The sequence below is a fragment of the Pseudomonas sp. GM80 genome (assembly GCF_000282515.1).
Taxonomy (GTDB): domain Bacteria; phylum Pseudomonadota; class Gammaproteobacteria; order Pseudomonadales; family Pseudomonadaceae; genus Aquipseudomonas.
On record NZ_AKJD01000020.1, the window covers coordinates 27,949 to 45,509 of the forward strand.

Sequence of the window (17,561 nt, forward strand, 5' to 3'; positions counted from 1 at the left end):
CGACTGTTGAGGGAACGCGCGATGACCACCGAACATGAATCCACCTTCGACGAGCCTCGGCTCAACGCCACGGAAATCCGCATTCTCGGTTCGCTGATCGAGAAACAGGCGACCAGCCCGGAAACCTATCCGCTGACGCTCAACGCGCTGGTCACGGCGTGCAACCAGAAAACCAGCCGCGAACCGGTGATGAACTTGACTCAAGGTCAGGTCGGCCAAAGCCTGCGAGCCCTTGAAGGTCGCGGTTTCGCCAAGCTGGTGATGGGCAGTCGCGCCGACCGCTGGGAGCACAAGGTCGACAAGGCGCTGGAACTGGTGCCGGCGCAGGTGATTCTGACGGGATTGATGTTTCTGCGCGGCCCGCAAACCATTAACGAACTGCTGACCCGCAGCGGGCGCATGCATGATTTCGAAGATGCCGAGCAGGTGCTGCATCAGCTTGAGCGTTTGATTGCGCGGGGGTTGGCGGTGCTGATTCCGCGTCAGGCCGGGCAACGTGAAGACCGTTACACCCATGCACTGGGCGATCCGGCGGATATCGAGGCGATTCTGGCAGCGCGGCAGAATCCGCAAGAGCGCGGCGCAAGCAGCGGCGTGTCCGTCGAGCGAATCGAAGAGCTGGAAGCACGCATTGCCGCGCTGGAAGAGCGCCTGGCTCGCCTCGAATAACCAACATAAACCCCTTGTAGGAGTGAGCCTGCTCGCGATAGCGGTGTGTCAGTCACATCATCTTTGAATGACACACCGCTATCGCGAGCAGGCTCACTCCTACAGGGTTGTGCGTCAATTCAGGATCTGTGTGCTATTCGCCGTCCCAGTAATCCACGCCATCCGCCTGCCGCGCCACGGCGACGAAACCTGAGGCATTGCCCTCGGCATCGACCGTGAAGTTATCCATCACCGCGTATTTATTCGAATCCGGGTACTCACAGATTTCCGGCTGCTGCTGGGTGCTCACCGCCAGATAACGCAATTCAGCCTGACTGGTATTGATGATCTGATGCGCCTTCTCCGGCCCACCCGGTGGACAGGCGATCACATCACCCTCGCGAATCGGAAAGCGCTCGGCACCAAGGCGCACCTCTCCCTCCCCGGCCACCACGTAGAACATTTCTTCATTGACCCGATGACTGTGAAACGGACTGCCGCGCATGCCTGGCGCAAGCACGTACAGGCGATAACCGAGTTTTTGCGAGCCCAGTTGCTGGCCGATTCGCGCCGTGCGTTGCTGGTAGCGTCCGGCGGTTTCGCCTTCGGGGGCCAGGGCTTCGGGCAGCGGTTCGAGTTCGACCTGGTGCAGGTTGAGGATAGGCGGATGCATGGGGGCCTCGGGCACGGTTTTTATGGAGGGGCAAGTCTTTGCTTGCTGGTGAGGCAGTATAGGCAGCAGGTGAAACCGAGGTGAATTCATCGCTGGCAAGCCAGCTCCCACAGAGTTTGGGGCGGCCCCAAAGACTCCTGCTCCCACTCGGTACCTGTGGGAGCTGGCTTGCCAGCGATGAGGCCAGTCAATTCAACACATCATCAGCTGCGGGCAAACGCCACCGCCGCCGCAAACTGCTGCTCATTCGGCCGCACGCCGGTGTACAGCACAAACTGCTCCAGCGCCTGGATCGCAATGACCTCAAGCCCGGTAATGACCTTCTTGCCCTCAGCCCGGCCACGCACGATCAACGGCGTCTCCGAAGGAATCGCCACCACATCAAACACGGTATCAGCGGCTTTGATCACGTCAGGCTCGAACGCCAGTTGCCCGGCTTCCGGGCCGCCGTCCATGCCCACCGGCGTGACATTGATCAGCATCTGCGGGCGCTCATCGCCCAGTTCGGCCTGCCAGCGGTACCCCAGCGATTGCGCCAGTGCTCGCCCGGCAGGCTCATTGCGCGCCACAATCAGACCATTCTGGTAGCCACCATCACGCAGGGCGCTGGCCACCGCTTTGGCCATGCCGCCACTGCCGCGCAGGGCGAACGTGGTTTCTGTGGGCACCGCATGGGTTTCAAGCAACTGGGCGATGGCGATGTAATCGGTGTTGTAGGCCTTGAGATGGCCTTGGGTGTTGACGATGGTGTTGATCGACTGGATCGCCGCCGCCGACGCATCGAGTTCATCGACCAAAGCAATACAGGCCTCCTTGAATGGCATCGACACGCCACAACCACGGATGCCCAAGGCGCGAATGCCGCCGACCGCGCCGGTCAAGTCCTGGCTGCTGAACGCCTTGTAATAAAAATTCAGGCCCAGCTGCTCATACAAATGGTTATGAAAACGCAGACCGAAATTCCCTGGGCGACCCGACAGGGACATGCACAGTTGGGTGTCTTTGTTCGGGTTCATCTGCATGAAACTTCTCCTTCAAACGCACTTTCGGATAGACGGGATTAGCCAGCCCATCGGGTTCTGAACGATCATAGAGGCCTGTTTTAAACGCATTGCGCGGCCCTTGCACGGCCCGGTAAAGAAGCCGGTACAGACCTTACACAAAATTTACCCAGCGGCTGTGCTGATTTTCACGATTTCGCTGTCTTAGAAGTATCCCCGCGACAACTGTGGGCCTGGTGCAGGCCCTGCCGCCGGGTCGAAGAACCGAGGAATTATCATGATTCGTAAACTCCCTATCGTGGCCCTGCTGATCGGTGCATTTGCTGTCGCAGGGCAAGCAGAAGCCCATGGCGGCAACAACTGGCAAGGCCCGGCGGTGTTTGGCGCGATCGTTGGCTCGGCCATCATCGGCTCGGCACTGATCAATCAGGATCGCCCGGTGTATGTGCAACAACAGCCGGTTTATGTTCAGCCACAACCGGTCTACGTGCAGCAGCCACCACCACCGGTTTACTACCAGCCTGCACCGGTGTATGTGCAACAACCGGTTTACGTTCAACCGGCCCCCGTCTACTACGGCCCGCCTCGCGGTTATTACGGTCGGCCACATGGCTATTACGGCGGCCCACGCTGGTAATCGAAATACAGAGCCCCGCTTATATAGCGGGGCTTTTTTATGACCGTTGGTCGGCCAGCGTCTGAAAAAATCTCGCCAAGGTCGCTGTGAGGACAGTTTCAGCGGCTAAAGTCGGCATGATGGATTGACCGTTATGGACATTTCCACAAAACGGTCATCGCTTTGTCATGACGGAACCGCACTCTGAATCCGTCCGTAAACAACAGGTTGATAACAACAAGGACGACCGCATGCCAACACAAAACCCGCACCGCATCGTCGGTTTGTGCACCTCAAGCAAGGTGTACAGCGCGCTGACCGAGCTCAAGCACCTGGAAGGCCATCGCTGCGCCAAGTTTCTTTCCTTGCTGGCGGAGAATCTGGTGCACAAAGGCCTGCTCAATGAGCGCGAAGTCATGCACATGCTTGATCAAGTGGTCGATTGAGGCAGCCCTCAACGGCATCAATGACCACTATCAAAAGCGTTGATTGTCCGTAGAACCTGCAAATCCCTAAGGTAGCTCCATAGATTGATGGAGGTACTTTCATGGCTCAGGTTCAAATCATGTCCGTTATCGGCAGCGCCGTTCCCGCCTCGCTTCGGGCGTCGGGTCTGCTTGCCTGCTGGTATCTGATGCGCGACGGCGAGGCGATCAGCGGCCCGCTCACCTCGTTACCCGCCGCTCAGGCGTTGTCGCAAAAGCTTGTCAGCGAACCGTTTCGCGCCTAAGGCAGTTGCACCTTGGGCTTGGTTTCGACGAACAGCGCCCAGCTCGACATGAACAGCGCCGCGATCAAAGGCCCGATCACGAAGCCGTTCAAGCCGAACACTGCCAGACCGCCCAGGGTCGAGATCAGGATCATGTAATCAGGCATGCGCGTGTCCTTGCCTACCAGAATCGGGCGCAGCACGTTGTCCACCAGGCCGATCACAAAAACCCCGAACAACCCCAGCACCACGCCCTGCCAGACCATCCCGCTGAGCAGGAAATACGCGGCCACCGGCGCCCAGACAATCCCCGCGCCCACCGCCGGCAACAGCGACAGAAACGCCATCAACACCGCCCAGAGCAACGCGCTGGGAATGTCGAGAAACCAGAAAATCGCCCCGCCCAATGCGCCCTGCGTCACCGCGACGACCAGATTGCCCTTGACGGTCGCCCGCACCACCCGGTTGAACTTCAGTTGCAGACGACGCTTGTGGTTTTCTTCCAGCGGCACCGCCGTGCGCATTTTGCGCGCCAGTTCGGGACCGTCACGCAAAAAGAAAAACAGCAGATAAAGCATGATGAAAAAACTCACCACAAACTCGAATGTGCCCTGGCCGAAACTGAAGGCCTGACTGGCCAGCACCTGGCTGCCCTGCATCGCTGCCTTGACGATTTTCTCGCGCAGCGCATTGAGTTCACCGACGCCAAAACGATCGAGCAAATGCTGAAAGTACGGCGGCAGGCTGTGTTTGAACTGCGCCAGATACGCCGCAATATCGAGTTCACCGCTCTCGATGTTCTTGTAGACCGTCGCCCCTTCCTGCACCAGTAACACGCTGAGGATGATCACCGGCAAAATCGCAATCACCAGACAAACGCTCAACGTACACAGCGACGTCAGGTTGCGTTGCCAACCGAATTTCGCCTGCAGCCGGCGCTGCATCGGCGCAAAGACAATGCCGAGGATGACGGCCCAGAACACCGCGCCGTAAAACGGCAGCAAGATCCAGATGAAGGCCACCGTCACCAATAACAGCAGCACGGTGAGGGATTTGAATTGAAGACTTTTTTCGTTCATGTCCGATCCATGTCAGTCAGGCGCCACGCACGCCTGCCCCACTTAGTCAGCCGCCATCCGCGCGAGTGCCATCTTTGTTTATGGAGCATAGATCCAGATCAATAAAGCCTCGTCGCCACTGACTTACCCTGCCGCGCTTTTGCGACCGACGCTGCCATGACCCCTACCCTCGCCGCCCCGGAACTGCTGGCCCCCGCCGGCACCCTGAAAAACATGCGTTACGCCTTCGCCTACGGCGCCGATGCCGTCTATGCCGGCCAGCCGCGCTACAGCCTGCGGGTGCGCAACAACGAGTTCGATCACGCCAACCTCGCACTCGGCATTCGTGAGGCTCAGGCGCAGGGCAAACGCTTCTACGTAGTGGTCAACATCGCGCCACACAACGCCAAACTGAAGACCTTTCTCAAGGATCTGGCACCAGTGATCGAGATGGCACCGTCCGCGCTGATCATGTCCGACCCGGGCCTGATCATGCTGGTGCGCCGGCATTTTCCACAGATGCCGATTCACTTGTCGGTGCAGGCCAACACGGTGAACTGGGCCAGCGTCGAGTTCTGGCAGCAACAGGGACTGAGCCGAATCATTCTGTCGCGCGAGCTGTCGCTGGAAGAAATCGGCGAAATCCGTGAGCAGGTGCCTGGCATGGAGCTGGAAGTTTTCGTCCACGGTGCGCTGTGCATGGCTTACTCCGGGCGCTGCCTGCTCTCGGGTTACATGAACAAGCGTGACGCCAATCAGGGCACCTGCACCAACGCCTGCCGCTGGAAATATTCGACGCAAGAGGCCACGGAAAATCAGCTGGGCGAGATCGTCCAGACCTTCGAGCCGGAACCGACCCTGGGGATCGGGGCGCCGACTGATCAGGTGTTTCTGTTGCAGGAAGCCAATCGCCCCGACGAATTGATGCCCGCATTCGAGGACGAACACGGCACCTACATCATGAACGCCAAGGACCTGCGCGCGGTGCAGCACGTCGAGCGCCTGACCCGGATGGGCGTGCATTCGCTGAAGATCGAAGGGCGGACCAAATCGCACTTCTACTGCGCGCGTACTACGCAGGTGTATCGCCGCGCCATTGATGATGCCGTGGCCGGTCGTGAATTCGATCGCAGCCTGATGACCGATCTCGAATCACTGGCTCAGCGCGGGTATACCGAGGGATTTCTGCGTCGGCATGTGCATGACGAGTACCAGAATTATCAGCACGGCAGCTCGGTGTCGGAGCGCCAGCAATTTGTCGGCGAGTTGACGGGGGAGCGGCGCGGGCGGCTGGCCGAGGTCAAGGTGAAGAATCGTTTTGCCTTGGGTGATCACCTCGAACTGATGACGCCACAGGGCAATTTCCACTTTGATCTGCATGAGCTGCAAAGCCTCAAAGGTGAGGCGATCGACGTCGCACCGGGGGATGGGCATACGGTGTACCTGCCAATACCGGAGGCGCTGGATCTGCGTTTTGGCCTGCTGATGCGCGATCTGTAGGAGCGGCCGCAGGCTGTGATCTTTTGATCTTTAAAAACAAAAGATCGCAGCCTGCGGCAGCGCCTGCAGGGTCAGGTGAATTCTTCGTGCAGCATCGCGACGAATGCTTCTCGCGCCGGGTGCACGCCGGCGTTTTCATGCCAGTAGAACAGGTTGTCGATGGCCGTCAGTTCGGGGAATTCAAAACCGACACAGCCGGCGCCTTTGGCGTATTGATCAAACACGCCCTTGGGCACCAGGGCCACACCGGCACCCGCGCTGACGCAGCCGACGATCGCCCCGTAACTGGCGAGGCTGACAATCGGCAGCGCCTGGCCCTGGCGCAACAACCAATGCTCCAGCGCCGCCCGATACGGGCAACCTTGCGGCCACATGAACACGGTTTTGTCCTGCAGATCCTCGATGCTGCGCACCGGCCCGAACGATGTCGAAGCAATCAACAGCAACTCCTCGCGGTACATCGGTGTGCGTCGCAACTGCGAACGTTCGACGTCCACCGCAACAATTGCCCCGTCGAGGCGATGGCTGACGGTGTCGTCGAGCAACTGGCCCCAGCTGCCGGTGGTGAGTTCCAGCGCCACCTGCGGATAGCGTTTGTGAAACTTCGCCAGTAATTTGGGCAAGCGGCCCGTGGCCGACGATTCGATAGCGCCGATACGCAATGGCCCCGACGGCTCGGCCGAGGGATCCACCGCGCGTTTTGCCTCAGCGGTCAGCGCCAGAATTTTCTCGGCATAGCTCAGAAACGTCTGCCCCGCCGGGCTGATCCGCAGCCCGCGCCCTTCGCGCAAAAACAGCGCCACGCCCAACTCGGCCTCCAGCGCCTTGATGCGCGCGGTGATGTTCGACGGCACGCAAAACAGCTTTTCCGCTGCCCGGGCGATGCTGCCGACGTCGGCCACGGCCTTGAACATGCGAATTTGTGCCAGCTCCATATTCATCACTCTGAGTGAACATTCAGCGCAGTATAAGTCAGTTGTGGCGAACAATCGGCGACCCGGATACTCGGCGCATTCCTCCTCCTGGTGCGCCGATCATGCCGTCCCCTTCTCCCTGGAAAATCCTTTTGGCCATGGCTTTCGTCGTCGGTTGCTGGGCGTACTCGCCGACCGGCATTCACATCGGTCTGCAGGCGTACGACCCCGGGCATCTGGCACTCATGCGATTTCTGCTGGCGTCGTTGTTGATGGCGGTGATTGCCGCGTTCAAGGGCATTCGCTTGCCGCAAGGGCGTGATGTGCCGCTGCTGTTCGCGCTGGGGTTCTTCGCGGTCAGCCTGCATCACGTGGCCCTGAACATTGGCCAGCAGAGTGTCAGTGCCGGGGCCTCCAGTGTGCTGGCGCAGTCGAGCCCGTTGTTCAGCACGCTGCTGGCGCGGTTTGTTTTCAGGGATCAGGTCAGTGCCTGGCGCTGGGGTTGCGTGTTACTGGGATTGGTCGGTGTGGTGATTGTGGTCAGCGGCGACAAAGGCCTGGGCGCAATCGATGCGCACGGTTTGCTGATCTTGCTCGCGGCGCTGTCGTGGAGCCTGTACTTCGCCCTGCAAAAACACCATGCCCGGCGCTACGACAGCTTCAGCCTGGCGTGCTACGCGGTGTGGTCAGGCACCTTGCTGCTGCTGATTTACCTGCCGGGGCTGGGCGACACCGTGATCAATGCGCCGCTGCGCGTGCAATGGGCGGTGTTGGCCCTGGGGGTTTTTCCCAGTGCGCTGGCGTATCTGGCGTGGGGGTATGTGCTCAAACATGTGGATTTGAGTCGGGCGACAATGACGCTCTACCTGATCCCGCCGACGGCGATGGGGATTGCTTCGGTGGGGCTCGGCGAGCGACCGACGTTGATGGTGCTGGTGGGCTCGGCGGTGGTGTTGGTCAGTGTGCTGGCGTTGAATCTGGAGCGGCGAATCGGGATTACCCGAGCAGCAATCTGATCAGCGTTCGTGGTTGAGGCCGATGCCGTCATCGCTGGCAAGCCAGCTCCCACAAGGTTGCAGCTAGACATGATTTTTATGTCCACCCTAAAACCTGTGGGAGCTGGCTTGCCAGCGATGAGGCCCTGAGCGACAACACATTACCGAAAGCAAACCGCGATCAGCGCCGATCATCCGACAATGGCGTCGGCTCATCCGCCGGCGGCACGTCTTCATCGGCGCCCGGGTCCTTCCAGTCTTCCGGCCGATCGGCATCACTCAAAGGATCGCGTCCCGGACTCATCCCCGGCGGTGCATCGTGATCGGCCAATGTTGGCTCATCCGTGCCCGGCATCGGCCGGGTTGGGTCGGTCGGCAACACACCACCCTGAAACAGCAAATCGTTAGCCATGACGCACCTCACCAAGGAGGTCCGGAATACCCGGGCCGTACAGCTTGGAATCGACCGGTTGTACACCGTGCTATCGAACAGACCAACGGCGCTCAACCCTGCGCGGAAAACCGATCGCGGCTGTTGGTCAAGTGCAACCACATCGCCGCGCGCGCCGCATCCGGGTCCTGACGCTTGATCGCATTCAGAATCGCCTCGTGTTCCAGATTGGCCAATTGCCCAAGCTTGCTCAGGTCCGCCGCCCCGCGCTCGACCGCGTTGAGCCGCTGACGAGGAATCATGGCACTGCCCAGGTGCTGCATGATCTCACTGAAGCAGACGTTGCCGGTCGCTTCGGCAATCAACAGATGAAAACGCCGATCAGCTTCGACGCAGCTGTCGTTGTTCGCCAGCAGGCGCTGATAGTCATCCAGCGCCTGCCGCATCTGCAGCACCTGCTGCTCGCTGCGCCGTTGCGCCGCCAGCGCTGCCGCTTGCGTCTCCAGGCCTAGGCGCAATTCAAGAATGCTGCGCACCCCCAGCGCCGTATCGACGTTCAGCCGCAGCCCCTGCTCCGGGGCACGCTCGATCACAAACGTACCAATGCCATGCCGCGTCTCGACCAGCCCCGACGCCTGCAATTTCGAGATTGCCTCACGCACCACGGTGCGGCTGACCCCGTGTTCCTGAACGATGGTGTTCTCCGATGGCAACTTGTCACCCGGTGACATCTGGCCGAGCAGGATGCTCTGAGTGAGCTTCTCCACCAGGTCATGGGCGAGGTTGTGCGCACGTTTGCGCGCGGGGGCGTCGAGGTCTTCTTGCATGGTCGGTTCCGGTGATCGGGGGCTCGTCGATCGTAGCATTGCAAGGATGGCTGGCGAGACTGAATTTAGCGCTAAAACGTAGTCAACTTGTATGACAACACTCAAATAGAGCGTGAAACCTTTCTTAACCCGAAGCCCATACCTTGACTGTAGGCAGAGAAAATTCGCTCCCTTAACAAGGAGAACAACCAACAAACGCTGGCCACAAACACAAAAAAGTATAAAAACAGGACCATTCAGAGAAAATTAATCGGGCCAACCCACTTGTAGGACAAAAAATTCAGGTTGTATGATGTCTATCAACAACGCAGCAACCCAGCCCTACCCCGCATAAAAATAATCAGTGGGAGAAAACCAAGTGAAAACCTCCGTCTCCGGGATGAATGAGGGCGTCGATTCGACACTCGCGTCGGCCATCTCGAAAGTGAAACGCCACGTCCTGCCGCTCTTCGTGATCATGTTCATCGTCAATTACATTGACCGGGTGAACATCGGTTTCGTCCGCACCCACATGGAACATGATCTGGGCATCGGTGCTGCCGCCTACGGCTTCGGCGCCGGTCTGTTCTTCATCGGCTACGCGCTGTTCGAAGTACCCTCCAACATGCTCCTGCAGAAAGTCGGCGCACGCATCTGGCTGACCCGCATCATGCTCACCTGGGGCCTGGTTGCCGCCGGCATGGCGTTCATCCAGAACGAAACCCACTTCTATGTTTTGCGCTTCCTGCTTGGCGTGGCCGAGGCCGGGTTCTTTCCCGGGGTGATCTACTACTTCACCCGCTGGCTGCCCGGCGCCGAACGCGGCAAGGCAATTGCGATCTTCCTCAGCGGTTCGGCCGTGGCCTCATTGATCTCCGGCCCGTTGTCCGGCCTGCTCCTGCAAATCAACGGGCTGGGCATGCACGGCTGGCAATGGATGTACTTCATCGAGGGGATGTTCTCGGTGTGCCTGTGCGTGTTCGTCTGGTTCTGGCTCGACGCCAAACCTCACGACGCGAAATGGCTGAGCCGTGCCGAACAGGACGCACTGGTCAACGCCATCGACGACGAACAAAAGGCCCGCGAAGCCGCGACGCCGATCCGTCCATCGATGGGCAAACTGCTCAAGGACCGACAGATCATTCTGTTTTGCCTGATCTACTTCTTTATTCAGTTGACCATCTATGCGGCGACTTTCTGGCTGCCAAGCATCATCAAGAAAATGGGTGAGATGAGCGACTTTCAGGTCGGCCTGTTCAACTCGATCCCCTGGTTGCTGTCGATCATCGGCATGTACGCCTTCGCCTCGTTCTCGGCCAAGTGGAAACACCAGCAGGCGTGGGTCGCCACCGCGCTGTTGATTGCCGCAGCGGGAATGTTCATGTCGACCACCGGCGGACCGATCTTCGCCTTCGTCGCGATCTGCTTTGCTGCGCTGGGGTTCAAATCCGCATCGTCGCTGTTCTGGCCGATTCCCCAGGCGTATCTGGATGCCCGCATCGCTGCGGCGGTGATTGCGCTGATCAACTCGGTGGGCAACCTCGGCGGCTTCGTCGCGCCCACCACGTTCGGCCTGCTCGAAGAACACACCGGTTCGATTCAGGGCGGCCTCTATGGCCTGGCCGCGACCTCGATCATCGCCGCGATCATTGTCTTCTTCGCGCGCACCACAGCGAAACCTGCTGCTGACATTCCTCTGGCCGATGCCGAGCCAAAGCACGCCTGACGTCCATTTTTAAAGATTGCGAATTAGAAGGATAAAAACCATGACCGCACACGACACTGCCAAAGCCCCGATCATCACCGACATGCAAGTCATCCCGGTGGCCGGCCACGACGGCATGCTGCTCAACCTGAGCGGCGCCCACGGGCCGTTTTTCACCCGCAACATCGTCGTTCTCAAGGACAACGCCGGCCACACCGGCGTCGGCGAAGTGCCTGGCGGCGAGCGCATTCGTCAGACCCTGGAAGACGCGCGCAGCCTGGTGGTCGGCAGCCCGATCGGCACGTATCAGAAAATCCTCAATCAAGTGCGCCAGACCTTCGCCGACCGCGATGCCGGCGGTCGTGGTTTGCAGACCTTTGACCTGCGCATCACCATCCACGCGGTGACTGGCCTTGAAGCCGCCCTGCTCGATCTGCTCGGCCAACACCTCGACGTACCGGTTGCCGCGCTGCTCGGCGAAGGTCAGCAACGCGACGAAGTGAAGATGCTCGGCTATCTATTCTACGTCGGCGATCAGCGCGAAACCGACCTCGCCTACCGCAGCGAACCAGACGCCGACAACGACTGGTTCCGCGTGCGCCATGAGCAGGCGATGACTGCCGAAGCGGTGGTACGCCTCGCCGAAGCGGCCCATGCCAAGTACGGTTTCAAAGACTTCAAGCTCAAGGGCGGCGTGCTCAGCGGCGATGCGGAAATCGAGGCGGTGACGGCACTCGCCGAACGCTTCCCCGAGGCGCGCATCACCCTCGATCCGAACGGCGCGTGGTCACTGAAAGAAGCCATCCGTTTGTGCCGCGACCAGCATCAGGTGCTGGCCTATGCCGAGGACCCGTGTGGCGCGGAAAACGGCTATTCCGGGCGCGAGGTGATGGCCGAATTTCGCCGTGCCACGGGGCTGAAAACCGCGACCAACATGATCGCCACCGACTGGCGCGAAATGGGTCACGCGATCCAGTTGCAGTCGGTGGACATTCCGTTGGCCGACCCGCATTTCTGGACCATGCAGGGTTCGGTGCGTGTCGCGCAGATGTGCCACGAGTGGGGCCTGACCTGGGGCTCGCATTCCAACAATCACTTCGATATCTCACTGGCAATGTTCACCCACGTCGCCGCTGCCGCACCGGGCGACATCACCGCGATCGACACCCACTGGATCTGGCAGGACGGCCAGCGCCTGACCAAGGCGCCGCTGCAAATTGTCGATGGCTGCGTGCAGGTGCCGAAAAAACCGGGGCTGGGTGTCGAACTGGACATGGACCAAGTGGCCAAGGCTCACGAACTGTATAAAGGCATGGGCCTCGGCGCGCGGGATGACAGCGTGGCAATGCAGTTTCTGATCCCGGGGTGGAAGTTCGATAACAAGCGGCCGTGTTTGGTGCGTTGAACACTAGCCTGGGTTGAATCAGATTTTGTATTTTGACAAATGAACCTGTGGGAGCTGGCTTGCCAGCGATAGCGGTGGGTCAGCCGACATCGATGTTGACCGTGCCGGCCCTATCGCTGGCAAGCCAGCTCCCACAGGGACGATGTGAGTCAGACAGAGATCTGCAGCAGCCAGTTTTTGAATGCGAGCATCGCCGCTGTTTCAAGCCGTGACTGCAACCGCGTCAACCAGTAACTGCCGGTGGTGATTTCAATCGCAAACGGCTGACGAATCGCATCCGCCGCCAGTTGCCGGGCGAACATCAGCGGCGGTGCCAGCGCCACCCCACTGCCCTGCAACGCCGCTTCCATCATCGCCAGCGACGAGTCGAAGACGATGCTCTGTGGCGGTGCGGCCTGAGCCGCCAACCCGGCGGCGTGAAACCATTCCGGCCATTCATCAGTTCGATACGAACGTAGCAACGTCTGCTGCAGCAGATCGCCTGGCGTATGCAACTGCCGGGCGATTTCCGGCACGCACAACACTGACAGCGGCGCATCGAGCAAACGTGTCGCTTCGATACCGTGCCAAGCCCCGGCGCCAAAGCGGATCGCATAATCCAGCCCCTCCGCCGCCACATCCACGCGGTTGTTATTGGTCGACAGCCGCAGATCTATAAGCGGATGTTTCGCCCGGAAGTCCGCCAGCCTCGGCAACAGCCACCCCACGGCAAATGTGCCCACCGCACCGACGGTCAACATCTCACGGTACTGGCCACCGGCGAGGCGTTCGAGAATCTGCGCGATGTGATCAAACGAAGTACTCAACACCGGCAGCAGGGTTTCGCCCTCACTGGTCAGCATCAGCCCACGGGGCAGGCGTTTGAACAAAGTGACGTTGAGCTGCACTTCGAGGCTTTTGACCTGATGGCTGACCGCTGCCTGAGTGACACACAGCTCCACCGCCGCGCGGGTAAAGCTCAAATGGCGCGCAGAGGCTTCGAAAGCGCGCAGTGCATTGAGCGGCAATTGAGGTCGAATCATGCCCAGTCCCAAATTTTTCTAATGGCTCGTGCGAAATTTCGTCGTTTGCCGATCACCGTCGAGCTGACTAAATTAGCCGCGCTGATCAGCCGCCCGACGGGGAAATCGTCCGCAGTGTAGCGGGATAAAACCATCAACACTCATGGAGAGTGGTTCACTCATGTCATCCATCCACCCGATCAAAGTCATTTCCTGCAGCGCTTTCGGCCTGCTGTTCGGCGCTGCCTCCTGCATGGCCGCCGCACCTGGCGACGCGCAACTGCAAGCGCTGGTCAACGCCGCCGTCACTCCGATCATGCAGCAACAGGACATTCCCGGCCTGACCGTGGCGCTGACCGTCAAGGGTCAGGCGCATTACTTTAACTACGGCGTCGCCGCCAAAGACACCGGGCAAAAGGTCAGTGAAAACACCTTGTTCGAAATCGGTTCGGTGAGCAAAACCTTCACCGCCACCCTCGCCGGTTACGCCCAGGCCACCGGCAAACTGGATCTGTCGAGCAAGGCCAGTCAGCTTTGGCCGGATTTGAAAGGCAGCGCTTTCGACCACATCAGCGTGCTGCAACTGGGCACCTATAGCGCCGGCGGCTTGCCGCTGCAATTCCCGGAAAGCGCGGATTCGGCCGACAAGATGCTCGGCTATTTCCAGCGGTGGAAACCGATCTATCCGGCAGGCAGCCATCGCCAGTATTCCAACCCGAGCCTTGGGCTGTTCGGTTATCTGGCCGCGAAAAGTCTCGGCCAACCATTCGATCAAGCGATGATGCAAACCCTGCTGCCGAAACTCGGTTTGCAGCACACCTACCTCAGCGTGCCCGCCGCGCAAATGAGCCTGTATGCGCAGGGCTACAACAAGGACGGCAAACCGCTGCGCGTCACACCCGGTGCGCTGGACTCGCAGGCTTACGGGGTAAAAACCAGCGCCGTGGACATGCTGCGTTACGTACAAGCCAACCTGAGGCCTGAAACACTGGAACCGCTGCTGCAACAAACCATCGCCAACACGCACACCGGTTACTACAGCGTCGGCGACATGACCCAGGGCCTGGGTTGGGAAATGTATCGCTACCCGATCAGCCTCGACCGTTTGCTCGCCGGCAACTCGACGGAAATGGCCATGGAGGCGCACAAGGTGCAGTGGCTGAATCCGCCGCAACCGCAGCCGGAAGACGTATTGATCAACAAGACCGGCTCAACCGGTGGTTTCGGGACTTACGTGGCGTTTGTACCGAGCAAGGATGTTGGCATCGTGATCATGGCCAACAAGAACTTCCCGATTCCTGAGCGGGTGAAGATGGCTCATGAAATCCTCAGCGCTGTGGCTGAATAAAGATCAAAAGATCGCAGCCTGCGGCAGCTCCTACATTGACCGAGTGAAAACCCGATTGTGTAGGAGCTGCCGCAGGCTGCGATCTTTTTGCAGACAAAAAAATGGGCGATCTTTCTTGGATCGCCCATTTTTCATTGCTCTTTTACGTGATCAATCATCCGGCATTTCCGGCGGCTTGGTTGGTTTAGCCGGTTTAGTGGGTTTGGCGTTCTTGGCGCCTTTGGCCGGCTCTGGCTCGGCAGCAACCGGCGCTTGGGCAGCAGCGGCTGCTTCTTTCTCAGCCATCGGCATGGCGTCGATGGTGTCGAAAATCTTCTTCAAGTCCACCGCCTTCGCTTCATCCCCTGAGGCCGAGAGTTTGGTCTCGCCGTCCTTGCCCACCAGGAACACTTTCGGGTACGCCCCGGCGCCCAGCTTCAGCGAGCGCAGCAACGCCATGGTGTCTTGCTGGCCCATGTCCTTGCCGTCGAGCTGGCCGGACATGTTGAGGATGGTGTAGACCTTGATGTTGCGGTCGGTGACGCCCTTTTTATTCGCGGGGTCTTCCAGCGACTTTTTCAGGCTGACCCACACGGGGTCGACGGTGCTTTGCGCGATCACGATCAGCGGTCGGGCGCGGCCCATATCCCCGGCGATGGGCGAATCGTTGTCAGCGGCGAACAAGGGGCCGGCAATCGCCAGCAAGAGTGTCAGGGTCAATGACCTGATGAGCATGCGCATCTCCTTTTGATATCCACGCTCTAATGATTGCGCATCGTGGCGATTGTTCCGGGGCGACCCGGCAAATATCTTCCGCCTAGTCAGAAGCTTAGGACAGGCGCGACATTGCGCAACATATCCGATGTGATCGCAACGCGGATTTGATTACCTTTTATGACCGCATTAGGGTGGACGCTTCGCCAATGAAATGGAGTTCACCCGCGTGCACATCGATTACCTGTGCGACCACCCCGAATTGATCGCAGAACTGGCCACGCTCAACTTCAAGGAGTGGGGCGAGTTTCGTCCCGGGCAAACCGTTGAGCACCGCATCGAACATATGCGTGAATCTTGTGGCAAAGGTGCGATCCCCAGTGTGGTGGTAGCACTGGAAGGCTCACGCTTACTGGGCGGCGCGTTGCTCATCGAAAACGATTTGAAACTGCGCCCGAACCTGACGCCATGGTTGGCTGGGGTTTATGTGAAAGCTGAAGAGCGCGGTCGCGGGATTGCTTCGCAACTGGTCAAGCGTGTGGTTGAAGAAGCGGCGGCGCTGGGTGTGCCTGAGTTGTATCTGTACACCGACACGTCGCAGTCGCTGTATGCACGGCTGGGTTGGGAAGTGATTGAAGAACTCGTCTACGACGATTTGCCGATGACCGTCATGAAATACACCCTCCACCGCTAACCCCTGTGGCGAGGGGATTCATCCCCGTTGGGTTGCGAAGCAGCCCCAAAACCACCCGACACGGAGTCTCAGATAGACCCGGTCGGGTGACCCAGGACCCGCTGCGCAGCCCAACGGGACGCGACGACGTTTCGCTAAATCCCCTCACCACAAAGGTAGCGCTTCAGTTCAGGGTTGAGTCGAGTGCTGCGAGCAACTGCCCAGCATCGACTCGCCGCTCGCCGATCCTGAGCTCACCGCTGTCGAGACCAACACTCACCATCACCGACCCGCGATCCCCCGGATACTTACGCAACATCAACTCGATGCTATCGGGAGTCTCGTCAGCAGTAGCGATCAGATCCCACAGGCTGTCGCTCAGATCCAGCAGCACCTGCTGGCGCTGCTGATCAACCACTTTCGGCGCATACAGCCAATGGCTCATGCGCATTTCACGCGGCTCGACGGAAATCGCGACACGGCCATCGCAGTGATAAGTGGTTTCACTCATGGCCGGATCAGAACGCCAGTTTGTAGCCGATCAGCACCAGCATCGTTGCCAGGCACGGACGCAGGACTTCGTCGGAGATACGCCCGGTCAAGTGGCTGCCGAGCCAGATGCCCGGCAGCGAGCCGACCAGCAGAAAGCCCAGTACACCCCAATCCATGTTGCCCATGCTCGCATGGCCCAGACCGGCGACCAGCGTCAGCGGTACTGCGTGGGCGATTTCCGTGCCGACCAGGCGGCGGGTCGGCAGCAGTGGATAGAGAATAAACAGCGCCACGGTGCCGAGGGCGCCAGCGCCGATCGAGGTCAGCGCGACCATGGTGCCGAGGATCAGACCGGTGATCACCGTCAGCAGATTCAAGCGTGAACCGCTTGGGTTGTAGTTGCCACCCGCGCGTTTGTGGGCGAATTCGAGCAAGCGTTTCTTGAAGAAGATTGCCAGCGCGGTGGCGAACAGGACGAAGCCCAGCGCCTGTTTGATGATGGCGTTCATCGCCTCCGGCGCGGTGTGCAGGGTGCTGAGAAACCACAGCGTCATCGCCACCGCTGGCACGCTGCCAAGGGTCAGCCAACCGGTGATGGCCCAGTCGATGTTCTTGTTCTTTCTGTGCACCAGCACGCCGCTGGATTTGGTGATGGCCGCGTACAACAGGTCAGTACCCACCGCCGTGGCCGGGTTGATGCCGAACCACAGCAGGATTGGCGTCATCAAGGAACCGCCGCCGACACCGGTCATGCCGACAATAAAACCCACCACCAGCCCGGCAATCACCAGGCCGAAATTTGCCAATTCCATTAAACCGTCCAGAAAAACGACAGGAAAAATCTGGCCCGCAGCATAGCGATTTTTCTTATAACTACATATATCGATACGGTCTATCGTTATACCCCAACCCCCCACTCCCCCTGTAGGAGCT

Annotated in this window: 20 protein-coding genes; 10 read left to right on the plus strand and 10 right to left on the minus strand. The window is 59.5% G+C overall.

From position 1 onward, the window contains the following. Positions 1-21 precede the first annotated feature (21 nt). The gene (locus PMI37_RS02585; protein ID WP_008077742.1) at positions 22-669 is read left to right on the plus strand and encodes a YceH family protein; all 648 of its coding nucleotides are present in this window, start codon (positions 22-24) and stop codon (positions 667-669) included. 133 nt (positions 670-802) lie between these two features. Here the strand turns inward: PMI37_RS02585 and PMI37_RS02590 are convergent, their stop codons facing one another. Both PMI37_RS02590 and PMI37_RS02595 read right to left on the minus strand, forming a co-directional pair. Continuing rightward, a complete protein-coding gene (locus PMI37_RS02590; RefSeq protein ID WP_008077744.1) occupies positions 803-1,321 on the minus strand; it encodes a cupin domain-containing protein in 519 nt (172 codons plus the stop codon). A gap of 203 nt (positions 1,322-1,524) precedes the next feature. Then, positions 1,525-2,343: a shikimate 5-dehydrogenase gene (locus PMI37_RS02595; protein WP_008077746.1), complete on the minus strand. Its 819-nt coding sequence runs from the start codon at positions 2,341-2,343 to the stop codon at positions 1,525-1,527. A 256-nt stretch (positions 2,344-2,599) separates the two neighbouring features. Here PMI37_RS02595 and PMI37_RS02600 point away from each other — a divergent pair, with 256 nt between their 5' ends. From PMI37_RS02600 to PMI37_RS02610, 3 genes are all read left to right on the plus strand, one after another. Further along, entirely contained in the window at positions 2,600-2,959 is a 360-nt protein-coding gene (locus tag PMI37_RS02600) for a hypothetical protein (RefSeq protein WP_008077748.1), read from the plus strand. Between the two features lie 230 nt (positions 2,960-3,189). Next, positions 3,190-3,384, plus strand: coding sequence for a hypothetical protein (locus PMI37_RS02605; protein ID WP_016984641.1), 195 nt, complete (start codon positions 3,190-3,192; stop codon positions 3,382-3,384). Positions 3,385-3,485: 101 nt separating this feature from the next. Then, a complete protein-coding gene (locus PMI37_RS02610; RefSeq protein ID WP_008077753.1) occupies positions 3,486-3,668 on the plus strand; it encodes a hypothetical protein in 183 nt (60 codons plus the stop codon). Here the strand turns inward: PMI37_RS02610 and PMI37_RS02615 are convergent. Further along, the gene (locus tag PMI37_RS02615; protein ID WP_008077756.1) at positions 3,665-4,726 is read right to left on the minus strand and encodes an AI-2E family transporter; all 1,062 of its coding nucleotides are present in this window, start codon (positions 4,724-4,726) and stop codon (positions 3,665-3,667) included. The two genes, PMI37_RS02610 and PMI37_RS02615, sit on opposite strands and share 4 nt — an antisense overlap. A gap of 156 nt (positions 4,727-4,882) precedes the next feature. Here PMI37_RS02615 and trhP point away from each other — a divergent pair, with 156 nt between their 5' ends. Further along, a complete protein-coding gene (gene trhP, locus PMI37_RS02620; protein ID WP_008077758.1) occupies positions 4,883-6,205 on the plus strand; it encodes a prephenate-dependent tRNA uridine(34) hydroxylase TrhP in 1,323 nt (440 codons plus the stop codon). A 71-nt stretch (positions 6,206-6,276) separates the two neighbouring features. On the opposite strand, the gene PMI37_RS02625 is transcribed toward trhP, so the two are convergent. Continuing rightward, positions 6,277-7,140, minus strand: coding sequence for a LysR family transcriptional regulator (locus tag PMI37_RS02625; RefSeq protein WP_008077761.1), 864 nt, complete (start codon positions 7,138-7,140; stop codon positions 6,277-6,279). A gap of 101 nt (positions 7,141-7,241) precedes the next feature. Between PMI37_RS02625 and PMI37_RS02630 the strand changes: the two genes are divergently transcribed. After that, positions 7,242-8,135 (plus strand): DMT family transporter, encoded by an 894-nt coding sequence (locus PMI37_RS02630; RefSeq protein ID WP_052635249.1) that lies wholly within the window; start codon positions 7,242-7,244, stop codon positions 8,133-8,135. Between the two features lie 160 nt (positions 8,136-8,295). Here the strand turns inward: PMI37_RS02630 and PMI37_RS02635 are convergent, their stop codons facing one another. Together PMI37_RS02635 and PMI37_RS02640 are read right to left on the minus strand one after the other, a co-directional pair. Beyond that, complete coding sequence (locus PMI37_RS02635; protein WP_008077765.1) at positions 8,296-8,526, minus strand: hypothetical protein; 231 nt, start codon at positions 8,524-8,526, stop codon at positions 8,296-8,298. Positions 8,527-8,618: 92 nt separating this feature from the next. Further along, positions 8,619-9,332, minus strand: a complete 714-nt coding sequence (locus PMI37_RS02640; protein WP_008077767.1) for a FadR/GntR family transcriptional regulator — start codon at positions 9,330-9,332, stop codon at positions 8,619-8,621. A 358-nt stretch (positions 9,333-9,690) separates the two neighbouring features. Here PMI37_RS02640 and PMI37_RS02645 point away from each other — a divergent pair, with 358 nt between their 5' ends. Then, the gene (locus PMI37_RS02645) at positions 9,691-11,037 is read left to right on the plus strand and encodes an MFS transporter (protein ID WP_008077769.1); all 1,347 of its coding nucleotides are present in this window, start codon (positions 9,691-9,693) and stop codon (positions 11,035-11,037) included. A gap of 40 nt (positions 11,038-11,077) precedes the next feature. Continuing rightward, positions 11,078-12,421, plus strand: coding sequence for a glucarate dehydratase (gudD, locus tag PMI37_RS02650; RefSeq protein ID WP_008077771.1), 1,344 nt, complete (start codon positions 11,078-11,080; stop codon positions 12,419-12,421). 149 nt (positions 12,422-12,570) lie between these two features. On the opposite strand, the gene PMI37_RS02655 is transcribed toward gudD, so the two are convergent. After that, positions 12,571-13,443: a LysR family transcriptional regulator gene (locus tag PMI37_RS02655; protein ID WP_008077773.1), complete on the minus strand. Its 873-nt coding sequence runs from the start codon at positions 13,441-13,443 to the stop codon at positions 12,571-12,573. Between the two features lie 232 nt (positions 13,444-13,675). Between PMI37_RS02655 and ampC the strand changes: the two genes are divergently transcribed. Next, positions 13,676-14,770: a class C beta-lactamase gene (gene ampC, locus PMI37_RS02660; protein WP_443216810.1), complete on the plus strand. Its 1,095-nt coding sequence runs from the start codon at positions 13,676-13,678 to the stop codon at positions 14,768-14,770. 150 nt (positions 14,771-14,920) lie between these two features. On the opposite strand, the gene PMI37_RS02665 is transcribed toward ampC, so the two are convergent. Then, positions 14,921-15,484: a DUF4174 domain-containing protein gene (locus tag PMI37_RS02665; RefSeq protein ID WP_008077777.1), complete on the minus strand. Its 564-nt coding sequence runs from the start codon at positions 15,482-15,484 to the stop codon at positions 14,921-14,923. A gap of 208 nt (positions 15,485-15,692) precedes the next feature. Between PMI37_RS02665 and PMI37_RS02670 the strand changes: the two genes are divergently transcribed. Beyond that, positions 15,693-16,157, plus strand: a complete 465-nt coding sequence (locus tag PMI37_RS02670) for a GNAT family N-acetyltransferase (protein WP_008077782.1) — start codon at positions 15,693-15,695, stop codon at positions 16,155-16,157. A 163-nt stretch (positions 16,158-16,320) separates the two neighbouring features. On the opposite strand, the gene PMI37_RS02675 is transcribed toward PMI37_RS02670, so the two are convergent. Both PMI37_RS02675 and PMI37_RS02680 read right to left on the minus strand, forming a co-directional pair. Next, positions 16,321-16,647: a hypothetical protein gene (locus PMI37_RS02675; protein WP_008077784.1), complete on the minus strand. Its 327-nt coding sequence runs from the start codon at positions 16,645-16,647 to the stop codon at positions 16,321-16,323. Positions 16,648-16,654: 7 nt separating this feature from the next. Next, positions 16,655-17,440 (minus strand): sulfite exporter TauE/SafE family protein, encoded by a 786-nt coding sequence (locus PMI37_RS02680; protein WP_008077785.1) that lies wholly within the window; start codon positions 17,438-17,440, stop codon positions 16,655-16,657. Between the last annotated feature and the right edge of the window lie 121 nt (positions 17,441-17,561).

Excerpts from the sequence above, each read along its gene's own strand:
- gudD (WP_008077771.1), top strand. The coding sequence starts at position 11,078 with ATGACCGCACACGACACTGCCAAAGCCCCGATCATCACCGACATGCAA.
- PMI37_RS02600 (WP_008077748.1), top strand. The coding sequence starts at position 2,600 with ATGATTCGTAAACTCCCTATCGTGGCCCTGCTGATCGGTGCATTTGCT.
- PMI37_RS02630 (WP_052635249.1), top strand. The coding sequence starts at position 7,242 with ATGCCGTCCCCTTCTCCCTGGAAAATCCTTTTGGCCATGGCTTTCGTC.
- PMI37_RS02665 (WP_008077777.1), bottom strand. The coding sequence starts at position 15,484 with ATGCTCATCAGGTCATTGACCCTGACACTCTTGCTGGCGATTGCCGGC.
- trhP (WP_008077758.1), top strand. The coding sequence starts at position 4,883 with ATGACCCCTACCCTCGCCGCCCCGGAACTGCTGGCCCCCGCCGGCACC.
- PMI37_RS02585 (WP_008077742.1), top strand. The coding sequence starts at position 22 with ATGACCACCGAACATGAATCCACCTTCGACGAGCCTCGGCTCAACGCC.
- PMI37_RS02655 (WP_008077773.1), bottom strand. The coding sequence starts at position 13,443 with ATGATTCGACCTCAATTGCCGCTCAATGCACTGCGCGCTTTCGAAGCC.
- ampC (WP_443216810.1), top strand. The coding sequence starts at position 13,676 with ATGGCCGCCGCACCTGGCGACGCGCAACTGCAAGCGCTGGTCAACGCC.
- PMI37_RS02680 (WP_008077785.1), bottom strand. The coding sequence starts at position 17,440 with ATGGAATTGGCAAATTTCGGCCTGGTGATTGCCGGGCTGGTGGTGGGT.
- PMI37_RS02590 (WP_008077744.1), bottom strand. The coding sequence starts at position 1,321 with ATGCATCCGCCTATCCTCAACCTGCACCAGGTCGAACTCGAACCGCTG.
- PMI37_RS02635 (WP_008077765.1), bottom strand. The coding sequence starts at position 8,526 with ATGGCTAACGATTTGCTGTTTCAGGGTGGTGTGTTGCCGACCGACCCA.
- PMI37_RS02610 (WP_008077753.1), top strand. The coding sequence starts at position 3,486 with ATGGCTCAGGTTCAAATCATGTCCGTTATCGGCAGCGCCGTTCCCGCC.
- PMI37_RS02595 (WP_008077746.1), bottom strand. The coding sequence starts at position 2,343 with ATGCAGATGAACCCGAACAAAGACACCCAACTGTGCATGTCCCTGTCG.
- PMI37_RS02675 (WP_008077784.1), bottom strand. The coding sequence starts at position 16,647 with ATGAGTGAAACCACTTATCACTGCGATGGCCGTGTCGCGATTTCCGTC.
- PMI37_RS02615 (WP_008077756.1), bottom strand. The coding sequence starts at position 4,726 with ATGAACGAAAAAAGTCTTCAATTCAAATCCCTCACCGTGCTGCTGTTA.
- PMI37_RS02625 (WP_008077761.1), bottom strand. The coding sequence starts at position 7,140 with ATGGAGCTGGCACAAATTCGCATGTTCAAGGCCGTGGCCGACGTCGGC.
- PMI37_RS02640 (WP_008077767.1), bottom strand. The coding sequence starts at position 9,332 with ATGCAAGAAGACCTCGACGCCCCCGCGCGCAAACGTGCGCACAACCTC.
- PMI37_RS02605 (WP_016984641.1), top strand. The coding sequence starts at position 3,190 with ATGCCAACACAAAACCCGCACCGCATCGTCGGTTTGTGCACCTCAAGC.